The following is a 12,004-nucleotide window of genomic DNA, read 5'->3' on the forward strand; positions in this document are numbered from 1 at the left end:
GCTACCCACTCGGCGTGTTCGCCGCGTCTGTCTATGGTCGAGGGTGTGCTGAGAGTCGAGAACCTGACCAAGGTCTTCGGGCAGGTACGTGCCGTCGACGACCTCACCTTCGAGGTCCGACCCGGTTTCGTGACCGGATTCCTCGGACCCAACGGTGCCGGTAAGTCGACGACGATGCGGATGATGCTCGGGTTGGACCGGCCGACCGCGGGGACGGCGACGATCAACGGCAGCCCTTACCGCGACCTCGACCACCCGCTGCGGCAGGTCGGTGCATTGCTCGATGCCGGCTGGATACATCCGAATCGCAGTGCCCGGTCACATCTCCGATGGATGGCCGCCTCCAACGGTCTACCGACCCGGCGCGTCGACGAGGTGCTCGACCTCGTCGGTCTCGGTTCGGTCGCGTCGAAGAAGGCCGGCGGGTTCTCGCTCGGCATGAAGCAACGCCTCGGCCTGGCCGGTGCCCTGCTCGGTGACCCGCACACGCTGCTGTTCGACGAGCCGGTCAACGGCCTCGATCCCGAGGGGATCGTCTGGATTCGCGGGTTCATGAAGCACCTGGCGGCCGAGGGACGCACGGTCCTGGTGTCCAGTCACCTGCTCGCCGAGATGTCGTTGACCGCCGACCATCTCGTCGTCATCGGACAGGGACGCCTGATCGCCGACTGCTCGGTCAGCGACTTCACCGGGCAGGCCGCACGCAGTGTCCGCGTGCGCAGTCCGCGACTGCCGGATCTGCATCGGTTGCTCGCGGAATCCGGGCTCGTCGTCACCGTGGGATCGGCCGCCGACGGACAGCCGTTCCTGTCGATCGCCGACGTCTCCACCGAACAGGTCGGCGACATGGCCGGGCATGCCGGGATCGTGCTGCACGAGTTGACCACGACGAGTGCCTCGTTGGAGGAGGTGTTCATGTCGATGACCGCGGGTGCCGTGCAGTATCAGGGCGGCGCTCCCGGGGCCCATCCGGCGGGAACGCACCCCCCGTCGTCGACTCCGTTCCCGCCGAATCCCCAGACCCCGAATCCCCAGAGCAGCCCGAATCCGCACACCCCGATGCCGGAGGGACCGCGATGATCACCGCGATGAACGCCGAACGCATCAAACTGACCTCGACCCGGTCTCCGTACTGGTGTGTGGGGATCGTCGCCCTGCTGGCCATCGGTGTCGCGGTGCTGACCGGCGCGACCGTCAATGGTCCGCTGGCGCCGACACCGCTCGAGTCGGCGTGGACCGCACTCGTCGGACTCAACTCCTTCGGCGTGCTGGTGCTGATGATCATGGCGGTCCTCGCAGTGACCAGCGAGTACCGGTTCGGCACCATCCGCACCACGTTCCAGGCAATCCCACGCCGGTCCACGGTCCTGCTCGCCAAGGCGAGCGTGTTCGGGGTCCTTGCCTTCGTGGTCACGCTCGTCCTGGCCATCGTCGGAGTGGTGCTGGCCAAGGCGTTCTCCGGCTCGACGGGCGGCATCGAACTCGGCGACAGCGGGGTGCTGCGGCAGATCTGGGGCACCCCGGTCATCGCTGCGCTGTATGTGCTGATCGGGCTCGGTGTCGGTGCGATCGTCCGGCACACGGCCGGTGCCATCGTCATCGTGCTGATCTGGAATCTCGCGGTCGAGTCGATCCTGTCGATCCTGCCGAAGGTGGGGGAGCACATCGCACCATTCCTCCCGTTCGCGAACGGCAGCCGTTTTCTCAACGGTTCGCTCGACGACACCGGATATCACTGGAACGCTTACGGATCGCTGATCTACTTCGCCGTGTTCGCGGTCGTCGTTTTTGTGGTCGGCATCCTGGTGACCGACCGCCGCGACGCCTGACCTCCCTCATCCCGCTCCCTGCGCCGCAGACGTAGCGCACATCGTCGTCAGGCGCCGGTTCCCGCTACGCCTGTCGGGTCCCGGCGGGTCAGGACTAAAATCTGCAGCCATGTCCCCGAACTGGCCTCTGGTCGAGCGCGAGAAGGAATTCCGCATCATCCGTGCCGCTCTGCGCGGGGAGACGGCCGCATGCGGTGTCGTGCTGACGGGTGACTCGGGAGTCGGCAAGACGACGCTCGCCCGCCACGTCACCGCCGCCCTCGACGGTGGCGTGCGCTGGGTGGCCGGAACCGAGTCGGCGCGCAGCATCCCGCTCGGCGTGTTCGCGCACCTCGTCGGTCCCGCCACCACCAGCGATCCGCTCACCTATCTCGCCGCAGCGCGCGAATCACTGCTCGCCGACGGCAATATCGTCATCGGGGTCGACGACGCCCACCTGCTCGACGAATTGTCGGCGACGTTGCTGCATCAGCTCGCCATCGACCGTGCGGTGCACATCGTCGCGACCGTCCGCAGCGGGGAGACCGTCCCCGACGCCGTGACATCGCTGTGGAAGGACAACCACCTCACGCGGATCACGTTGTCGCCGTTTACCAAACATCAGAGTGTCGAACTGATCGAAACGGTGCTCGGCGGCCAGCTGGAAGGTCTGTCGGCCGACCTGATGTGGGAGGCGTCCGGCGGCAACGCCCTGTTCCTGAGGCACCTTGTCGAGGGCGCGCGCCAGGCTGACACCCTGCGTCAGGTCAACGGGGTCTGGCAGCTGCGGGGCCGCGCCGCGATCACCTCTGAGCTCGCCTCGTTGCTGGAGAGCCGGATCGAGCAGCTCGACGACTCGGTCCTGACGGTGCTCAAGTACCTGGCGCTGTGCGAGCCGCTCGACATCGACATCCTGGCCGACCTCGCCGGCGAGGAAGCGGTCGAGGAGGCCGAGATCGCCGGGCTCGTCCGCATCCTGCGCGACGGCCGACGACTGAACGTCCAGTACAACCATCCGCTGTTCGGCGAGGTCATCCGGCACCGGCTCGGCCTGGCGTCGTCACGCCGACTCCGCGGCAGCCTCGTCAAGGCCCTGCAGTCGCGGGGCACCGACACCGCCGCCGAACGCATCCGGCTCGCCGACCTCGCACTCGAGAGCGACGTCGCGATCGACGCGGACCTGATGAGTGCCGCAGCCCGCGACGCACTCGGCTTCGCCAACGCCCCGCTCGGGGAGCGGTTCGCCCGTGCCGCGCTCGCCGAGGGCAACGGCGGTCTCGGCGCCGCGGAGCCGTTGGCGCGATCACTGATGTGGCAGGGCAACGCCACCGAGGCCGATCGGGTGCTGGCCGGTTTCCGTCCCGACGACCTCAGCGACATCGAGCTGATCTATTGGGGCGGAATACGTTTCGCAACCGTATTCTGGGCACTCGGCGATGCCGGTCGCGCCGACGACATCCTATCGATGCTCCGGGAGAAGGTCACCGATCCCAATCTGGCGTTGGTGGTGAAGGGTTTCGCGGCGGCGTGCGCGATCTTCGAGAACTGCGTCGATGACGCCATCGCGCTGTCGGATGAGGTGCTCGACTCGCCGAATCCGTCGCCGTGGGCCGTGGAGTGGGCGGTCTTCGGCGGAAGTCTCGCGCGCGCACTGACCGGGCGAGGGCACGAGGTCGCGGACCTCGCATCGCGGGCCCGGGTCGCCGAGACGGTCACCGACGGCCTGCTGCGCTTCCCGGCGGGGCTCGGTGAGATCCTCGCGCTCACCCTCACCGGACAACTGGACGAGGCAGCATCGCGTGCGAATCGGTACGTCGAGTTCTCGAACATCGGGCAGTATCTCGGCTGGGCCATGGCGGGCATCCTGGTGTCGGTCGTCGATCTGGCCCGCGGCGACAGCGCTGCCGTCGCACGGCAGATGGAGCAGACGCTCGCAACCCTCGACAGCGGCAGCGGCGAGGCCGAGTCATGGAATTATCCGGCGATGTTCTACCTGGTACAGGCGCTGTCGGCGGCCGGTCGCACCGACGACGCCGAGCGGGCCCTGCGGACCGCCGACGAGCGGTTCGGCCCCCACATCGCGGTGTTCGGCCCGATGCTGACGATCGCGCGTTCCTGGCAGCAGGCCTCCGCCGGGACGGTGTCGCTCGCGCTGGAGACCGCGCGCGCCGCCGCCACGGAGGCGGGCCGTACGCGTCAGTTCGCGATCGAGGCCGAGGCGCTGCACACCGCCGCCCGCTTCGGTGACAGCACCGTCGCCGAACGGTTACGGGAGTTGTCGGGCTTCCTGGACGGACCGCTTGCCGGCCTGTACGCGCGGCACGCCGAGGCCCTCGCCGCCGGCGACGCCGTCGAGTTGGATCTGTGCGCGGGCGCGTTGGAAGCGCTCGGGTTCCGGTTGTCGGCGGCCGACGCGGCAGCGCAGGCGAGTGTTCTGCACGAGGCGGCCGGCTCACGGGCGGCGACGGTCGCCTCGGCCGCTGTCGCGAACCGGCTGTCCGCCGACTGCGGGGGTCTGCGGACCCCGGCGCTCGTAGAGGCCGCACAACCACTTCCGCTGACCTCGCGTGAACGAGAGATCGCCAACCTCGTCGCGGCGGGCCTGTCCAACAAGGAGATCGCGCAGCGACTCACCGTGTCGGTGCGTACCGTCGAGGGTCACATCTACCGGGCGTGCACCAAGCTCGACGTCACCGACCGCTCCGAGATCGCCGCGCTGCTGCGACGCTCCGACGCCGGCGACGCCTGAACAGACCTCTCTCGCCGAATCCGCCTCGCCCGGCGGGTCCGTCGCGCGACAATGACCGTGCCGTGCACGCGGCCGCCGACGTGGCGGCCGGGCGCAGACGTCGGGGGCCGGGGAACGTGAGAGGCGGTTGCAGTGGGCGACTCGATGGTGCTGGCCGAGGTACGTACAGCGTGTGAGCTGCGCGCGGTGACGGAGTGGGCGGCCGAACAGCATCCCGACGCGCCGGTTCGCTCGGCCCGCGGCATCGACCTCGACGGTCTCTCATCGGAGACGGTCCTGATCCCGGCCCGGGTCGCGTGGCTGCCGCCGGTGCGCAAGGGGGAGCGCCGGGTGTCGGTCGCCGACGTGCTGGTCCTGTCGAATCCACGACGACCGATGGCGATGACCCAGCCCGTCATCAAACGCCGCAGGCCGGACCGGCTGCGCGTCGTCGAGGGCGAGGCGGCAACGATCGCCGATCTTCGCCGACGATACGACCAGCATCTGGCCGAGGGGGAGTCGTTCACCGCTTATGTGACGGTGCAGGCCTCGCTCTCGGCCGAGCGTGCCGAACGGCAGATCGTCGGAGACCGATACAAGGTGCCCCGGCTGGTCGCCGAGCAGATCAGCACCTCGGCCCGCTTCCAGGCCGGGGCCGCGAAACTGGCCGCCGAACTCGGTCGTCCCGCCGCCCTGGTGGCGCAGGAGGCGACGGACAAGATGTCGACGTTCGTCGCGACGCAGAGCCGGCTGATGGACGACATCTTCTCGTCGGTCTTCAGCAATCTGCACGAACGGACCTGGACGGTGTCGGTCGACCTCGGCACCCTCAACCGGCTGCGCGAACTGAACAAGTCCAACGGACTGGTGTTCCTGCCGTCGCACCGCTCCTACGTCGATACGCTCGTGTTGTCGGAAGTGCTGCGCAGCCACGATTTCCCGCCCAACCTGGTGCTCGGCGGCAACAATCTCGCGTTCTGGCCGGTGGGTCCGATCGCGCGCCGCGCCGGGATGATCTTCATCCGACGCAAGTTCGGGGCAGACCCGATCTACAAGTTCGCGATGCGCGCCTACCTGTCGTTCATCGTCGAGAAGCGGTTCAACCTCGAGTGGTACATCGAGGGTGGCCGGAGCCGAACGGGCAAGCTGCGCAAGCCGATGCTGGGTCTGCTGGCCTACGTCGTCGACGCGGTGGAGCAGCTCGACGACGCCGACGTGATGATCGTCCCGACGTCGATCGTGTACGACCAGCTGCACGAGATCGGCGCGATGGCCAAGGAATCGGCCGGCGGGAAGAAGAAGCCCGAAGGCGTCGGCTGGCTGCTGAAGTACGCCAAAGCGCAGCGCGATTATCTCGGCGAGGCGAGAGTCCGCTTCGGAGAACCATTCTCGCTCCGTCAGGCGCTCGCCGAGTCGGGTGAGGGCCCGGCGAAGCTGGAGAAGGTCGCGTTCAAGGTGATGGACGAGATCAACGCCGCCACACCGATCTCGGCGACCTCACTGGCCGGATTCGCCTTGCTCGGCGCCCGCGACCGCGCCTACACGGCGGCCGAGATCGAGGCCATCCTCGCGCCGCTGCTCGAGTACATCGACCGTCGCGGTCTGCCGGGACCCGACCCCGAGCTCTGCCGCGGCATCGGCCTGCGGCGCACGCTCGGCGTCCTCACCGAGGAAGGGGTACTCACCCGGTTCGACGAGGGGCCGGACACTGTGTGGTCGATCGCGCCGGGCAGTTACGCGGTCGCCGCCTATTACCGCAACGGTGCCCTGCACCACTTCGTCGACCGGGCCATCGTCGAACTCGGCATGCTCGCCGCCGCCGACGGCGCGTTGGAGAACGACGGTGCCGGTGAACTGCTGCCGTCGGCGCAGCAGGAGGCGCTACGCATCCGCGATCTGCTGAAGTTCGAGTTCTTCTTCCCGGCGAAAGACGCGTTTCTGCACCGGCTCGGGGCCGAGCTCGATCTCATGTCGTCGGAATGGCGGGACGTGCGCCCCGATCAGGCGTGGACCGAGCGAACGTTGCGCGAACACGGCGGATCACTGGTCGCCCGGCGCACCCTGCAGCCGTTCTTCGACGCCCAGCTCGTCGTCGCCGAGAGCCTGGTGTCGGCAGGAGCCGAGACGTCGATCGACAAGGAGACGTTGCTCGAGGCCTGTCTGGGACTCGGGCGGCAACTGTCCCTGCAGGGTGTGGTCCGCAGTCGTGACTCGGTGTCCAAGGAGCTCTACGACGCGGCCTACCAGCTCGCCGACAACCGCGGTCTGATCACCGGCACCGGTGTCGACGACCTCGTCGCCGGGCGTCAGGCGTGGCTCGACGAGGTGAACCTGATGCGCGACCGGCTGTCCCGGATCGCCACGATCGAGGCCGAACACTTCGGTGAGGCTCTGCGGGGACTGCGCCGATGAGCTCCGTCGCCGACCGACTGCGGGAGATCCGGTCGGCGCCCACCGGCAAGAAGGTAGGCGCCTTCTTCGACTACGACGGCACGCTGATCGAGGGGTTCTCGGCCATCGCCATCACCCGGGCCCGCATCCGCAGCATGGAGTTCGGGCTCGGCGAGCTCGCCGACTTCCTGCTCATCGGCCTGCGCGGGGTGAAGTCCGAACAGGACTACGCCGAGGTGCTCGAGGCGACCAAACCGACCTTCGCCGGCAAGACCTACGCCGAGCTGCTGGACTTCGGTGCCGATCTGTTCAAACACGAGACCGCAGCCCAACTGCGGCCCCAGATGTGGCAGATCCTGCGGGCACACCGGGAGATGGGGCACCGCATCGTGATCGCGTCCTCGGCGACCCGATTCCAGATCGACCCCATCGCCCGGGAGATCGAGGCCGACGACGCACTGGCGACCGACGTCGAGGTCGTCGACGGCGTTGTCACCGGCAAGTTCGTCGGACGGCCGCTGTGGGGGCCGGGCAAGGCGGCGGCCGTCCGGGCGCTCGCGCGCGAGCACGACATGGATCTGGACGCGTCGTTCGCCTACAGCGACGGTAACGAGGACATCCCCTATCTCGAATCGGTCGGTCACCCTGCCGCGGTGTCACCGCGGCACGGACTGCGCGCGGAGGCCCAGGCACGCGGCTGGCCCATCCTCGATCTCCGCAATCCCTCCTACAACCGTCTGGCGATGGCCGCCCGCACGGGGGCGTTCTACGGATCGTTCATCTCCTCGGCCGCGATCGGCGTCGCCGGGGGACTCCTGCGTCGCGATCCGAGCATCCTGGTCGATTCGGCGATCCCCACCGGCAACGACATCGGGCTCGCCATCGCCGGGGTCAGCGTCCGCGTCCTCGACGGCGAGGAGCACCTGACCGCGGATCGGCCATGCGTCTTCGTGTTCAACCACCAGTCCAAGCTGGACCTGCCGGTGCTGATCCACCTGGTCCGCCGTGACGCCACCGGCGTCGCCAAGAAGGAGATCAAACGCGTGCCGGTCCTGGGCCAGATCCTCGACGCCGCGGGTCTCGTCTTCATCGACCGCGCCGATCCCGGCCGCGCCATCGAACAACTCCAGCCCGCGGTGCGGAAACTCCGGGACGAGGGCATCTCGCTCGTGGTGGCGCCGGAGGGGACGCGGTCGTCGACCCCGCGCATCGGTCCGTTCAAGAAGGGGCCCTTCCACATCGCCATGCAGGCCGGCGTGCCCGTGGTCCCCGTCGTGCTCCGCAACACCGGCGAATTGATGTGGCGTGGATCGCAATTGATCAAGCCTGGGACCGTCGAGGTGAAGGTGTTGCCGCCCGTGGACACCTCACAGTGGCGGCCGGAGACCGCCGGTGAGCATGCCGAGGAGGTCCGACAGATGTTTCTCAGCGCCCTGACCGACTGGCCGGTCGAGTTTTTCGAGGACGGACGGATGACGCGATCGACGGAGGCAGACCTGTGAGCAGCAATGACGAACCACTCGACTGGGCCAGCGAATCGCACATGAGCGCGGTCGACGCGCTGATGTGGCGCGGCGACACCGACCGACGACTGCGCGCGACGATCTGCATGATCGAGATCTACGACTGTGTCCCGGACTGGGATCGGTTGCTCGCCGCGCACGAGTGGGGGAGTCGGATGGCGCCACGCTTCCGGCAGCGGGTGATCGACTCACCGTTCGGCACGGGCACACCGAGCTGGGCGGTGGATCCCGATTTCGATCTGCACTATCACGTCCGACGGATGCGTCTTGCCGGCGACGGCTCGATGCGTGAACTCTTCACCACCTGTGAGCAACTCGCGATGACGGCGCTCGATCAGGGCCGCCCGCCGTGGGAGGGGACGCTGATCGAGGGGTTGCCCGACGGCAGGGCCGCCTACTTCCTCAAGGCACATCATGCCCTCACCGATGGTCTCGGTGCGATACTCGGACTGGCGCAACTGCATTCGACATCGCGCGATCCGATCCCCGGCAAACCGCAGCCGCCGGATCCCGAACCTCGCAACGTGTCGTCCCTCGACGTCCTCGGCCGCCAGGTGGTCGAGGAGGTGCAGCGGCTACCGCATCGCGTCGACACCGCGTGGCACGGCGTGCGTGCTCTCGCGCGACCGAGGCGCGCGGTCAGCGAGGTGCTGCGGTACGGGCGGTCGGTGCCGCGGGTGGCGGGGCTGGTCAGTCCGCCGGGCTCGCCGTTGCTCCTGCACCGCAGTCTGTCGTGGCGGTTCAGCGCGTTCGAGGTGCCGTTCGACGACCTGAAGGCGGCCGGCACGGCGGCGCGCGCCTCGGTGAACGACGCCTATCTGGCCGGGTTGATCGGCGGATTCCGCTTCTACCACGAGAAGATGGGTACACCCGTCGAGGCGATTCCGGTCGCCATCCCCATCTCCGTACGCCGCCCCGAGGACCCGGCCGGCGGCAACCGGATCGCGGTGGGCCGCATGGCCGGACCCGTCGGGATCGAGGATCCGTTCGAGCGCGTACTCACCATCCGCGAGCAGGTACGCGCGGCCCGGACCGAACCCGCCGTCGACATCTTCAACACCCTCGGGTCGGTGCTCGCGTGGCTGCCGGGTCAGGTGCTCGCCCAGTTCAGCGGCGCGACAACGCAGAACGACCTGCAGGCCAGCAACGTGCCCGGAATACCGTGGGACACCTTCGTCGCGGGTGCCAAGGTGGAACGCATGTTCCCGTTCGGACCGCTGCCCGGCTGCGCGGTGATGGCCACGATGATCACCCACAACGGCGTCGCCTGCCTCGGGCTGAACCAGGACGCGGCCTCGATCACCGAACCGGAGCTGTTCGCGGAGTGTCTCGTCGAGGGATTCGACGAGGTGTTGGCCCTCGCCGCAGACACCGGCGCGGGCGGGCGTGCGGGGACCCTGCGGCGGGTGATCTGAGCTGGTCGTGCTGGGACTGCTCATTCGCGTCGCAGGCTGCGCCGCACGTGGTCGTCGTCGACCTGACCGAAGGTCCGATACGACTGTCCCACAGCGTGAAAGGGCTCGGGAGTCATCACGGCGACGACGGCGTCGACGCCCGGGTCGTCGGCGAATCGTCGTAGGGTGTCGGCCGGTCCGGTCGGCACGGCGACCACGATCGCGGCGGCCCCGCCCGCCCGCGCGGCGCGCACCGCCACCGCCATCGTCGAACCGGTGGCGAGGCCGTCGTCGACGAGGACGACGGTACGGTCGGTGAACGAGAGTGGTTCGCGACCTTCGCGATACCGTTGTTCACGCTCGATCCGCAGTCGATTCTCCCGGTCCACCGCCTCGGCGAATCGGGCCTCCGAGACGCCGAGCCGGCGCGGGACGTCGTCATTGACGACGATCTCGCCGGCGGCTATCGCGCCCATCGCGAACTCCGGTTGCCCGGGTGCTCCGATCTTGCGCACCACCAGGACGTCGAGCGCGGCATCGAACGCGTCGGCGACCTCCCGTGCGACCGGGACGCCGCCCCGGGCGAGGCCGATCACGACGACGTCGCGGCCGTCGGACTTCGTCGTCGACATCAGCGGCTCGCGCCTCAATCGTTGCGCCAGTGCGATTCCCGCGTCACGTCGATCGTCGAAGGCCTCCGCCCGGAACGGCATGACCGCTCAGATCCGGATCGCGGGGCCGACGTCGAGTGCGAAGCTGGGCACGTCGGCGAGATTCAGCTTGGCCTCGTAGGTGCGGTCGTATCCGGTGGCGCAGATCCGCCACCCGTGCTCGGTGCGGCGATAGCGGTCGGCGTAGAAGGCGGCGCCGAAGAGCATGAACGAGAAGTCGGGGACGATGACCCGGTCCTGCAGGTACCACCGGCCGGTGGCCTCGTCGCCCTCGACGTCGATCTCCGGGTGATCCACCCGGTGTTCGGTGATGACGGCCGGGCCGACAGATGCGCGCATGTAGTCGACGAGGTCGGTCCGGTTGGCGAAGCTCAGCGATGCGCCGTAATCGCCGGTGACGTCGTCGGTGAGGGTCGCGGCGAACGTATCCCAGTCCTTGGTGTCCAACGCTCGCAGATAGCGGTACTTCAGATGTTTGATCGCCTCGAGGTCGTCCATGTGTCCACATCTACCGGGTCGATCGGCAGTGCGGGCCGAAACGCGGCGGCCCGGTCGGCGGTTGACAGTCGTGCGCCGCGACGGCAAGTGTGGGGCCATGACCTCGATTGCCGATGAGACCACTCAGCAGAGCGCTCGCAAGGCGTACGAATCCATCGAACCGTTCCATGTCCTGGCGTACTTCAATCCGGGTCTGCGTGCCGCCCGGGAGGATCTCGGCATCGATGCGCACGCCTTCTACGTCGGCGCCCGCGGGGCACCCCTGGGCGATTGTGATCCGTCGGTGGTGGTGTCCGCGTTCTACAACTTCTCGTCGTCGGTGATCACCCCCGGTTGGGAGGCGGCCCGGGGTGCCGGGCTGCAGAGCGTCGCCGACCGGCGGGTGCAGATGCTCGACGACGAGCTGCGCGCCATCCTCGGGGAGCGGGTCAATGACCCCGAGATCGTCGAGCTGACCGCGCGCTACACCGACATCGCGGCGTCGGTGCCGTTCGGTGGCCGGCCACTCGCTTCCGCGTGGGCCTCGGCCGCGCAGCCCGAGCAACCGCACGTCGCCCTGTGGCACGCCATCGCGGTGCTACGGGAGTGGCGCGGCGACAACCACATCGCGGTGCTGGTGAACCACGGTCTCGATGCGCTCGACGCGGTGACCTTCCACGAGGCGGAGATCGCCGACCCGACCGTCCGCCGTCGGCTTCTTGGTCGCAAGCTCGTCCAGATCACGCGCGGCTGGTCCGACGACGACTGGGAGGCGTCCGTCGACCGCCTCGTCGACAAGGGGTATGTCGCCCGCACCGACACCGGACACGAACTGACCGAGACCGGTCTGGTGATGTACCGGGCCATCGAGGCCGAGACGGATGCCATCACGGCACCTGCGTGGTCGGGACCTGACGTCGACGACTTGCTCGACCGCACCCGCCCCTACGTGAAGGCGGTCATCGACGCGGGCGTGCTGCCGGGGACGAAGAAGAAGGGCTGACCGGTTCAG

Annotated in this window: 9 protein-coding genes; 7 read left to right on the plus strand and 2 right to left on the minus strand. The window is 68.5% G+C overall.

Features of this window, described 5'->3' with window-relative positions; translation table 11 throughout:
* The first annotated feature begins 45 nt into the window (after positions 1-45).
* The 6 genes from QSJ19_RS11910 to QSJ19_RS11935 all read left to right on the plus strand — a co-directional run bounded on the left by QSJ19_RS11910 (position 46) and on the right by QSJ19_RS11935 (position 9,865).
* Positions 46-1,080: an ABC transporter ATP-binding protein gene (locus tag QSJ19_RS11910; RefSeq protein ID WP_286320628.1), complete on the plus strand. Its 1,035-nt coding sequence runs from the start codon at positions 46-48 to the stop codon at positions 1,078-1,080.
* Positions 1,077-1,829 carry a DUF2705 family protein gene (locus tag QSJ19_RS11915; RefSeq protein WP_286320630.1) on the plus strand — a complete coding sequence of 251 codons (753 nt, stop codon included), beginning with the start codon at positions 1,077-1,079 and terminating at the stop codon, positions 1,827-1,829. Before QSJ19_RS11910 ends, QSJ19_RS11915 begins: the two co-directional genes overlap by 4 nt.
* 109 nt (positions 1,830-1,938) lie before the next feature.
* Complete coding sequence (locus QSJ19_RS11920) at positions 1,939-4,557, plus strand: helix-turn-helix transcriptional regulator (protein WP_286320632.1); 2,619 nt, start codon at positions 1,939-1,941, stop codon at positions 4,555-4,557.
* Positions 4,558-4,701: 144 nt separating this feature from the next.
* A complete protein-coding gene (locus tag QSJ19_RS11925) occupies positions 4,702-6,948 on the plus strand; it encodes a glycerol-3-phosphate 1-O-acyltransferase (protein WP_286320820.1) in 2,247 nt (748 codons plus the stop codon).
* Entirely contained in the window at positions 6,945-8,429 is a 1,485-nt protein-coding gene (locus QSJ19_RS11930) for an HAD-IB family hydrolase (RefSeq protein WP_286320633.1), read from the plus strand. Before QSJ19_RS11925 ends, QSJ19_RS11930 begins: the two co-directional genes overlap by 4 nt.
* Positions 8,430-8,470: 41 nt before the next feature.
* Positions 8,471-9,865, plus strand: coding sequence for a wax ester/triacylglycerol synthase domain-containing protein (locus QSJ19_RS11935; protein ID WP_286320821.1), 1,395 nt, complete (start codon positions 8,471-8,473; stop codon positions 9,863-9,865).
* Positions 9,866-9,885: 20 nt separating this feature from the next.
* Here the strand turns inward: QSJ19_RS11935 and QSJ19_RS11940 are convergent, their stop codons facing one another.
* Together QSJ19_RS11940 and QSJ19_RS11945 are read right to left on the minus strand one after the other, a co-directional pair.
* Positions 9,886-10,557: a phosphoribosyltransferase gene (locus QSJ19_RS11940; protein ID WP_286320635.1), complete on the minus strand. Its 672-nt coding sequence runs from the start codon at positions 10,555-10,557 to the stop codon at positions 9,886-9,888.
* Positions 10,558-10,563: 6 nt separating this feature from the next.
* Complete coding sequence (locus QSJ19_RS11945; protein ID WP_286320637.1) at positions 10,564-11,013, minus strand: nuclear transport factor 2 family protein; 450 nt, start codon at positions 11,011-11,013, stop codon at positions 10,564-10,566.
* Positions 11,014-11,110: 97 nt separating this feature from the next.
* On the opposite strand from QSJ19_RS11945, the gene QSJ19_RS11950 reads away from it, so the two are divergent.
* Positions 11,111-11,995, plus strand: a complete 885-nt coding sequence (locus tag QSJ19_RS11950; protein ID WP_286320638.1) for an SCO6745 family protein — start codon at positions 11,111-11,113, stop codon at positions 11,993-11,995.
* Positions 11,996-12,004 lie beyond the last annotated feature (9 nt).

Origin of the sequence: Gordonia sp. ABSL11-1, from assembly GCF_030315685.1 — a bacterium.
Taxonomy (GTDB): domain Bacteria; phylum Actinomycetota; class Actinomycetes; order Mycobacteriales; family Mycobacteriaceae; genus Gordonia.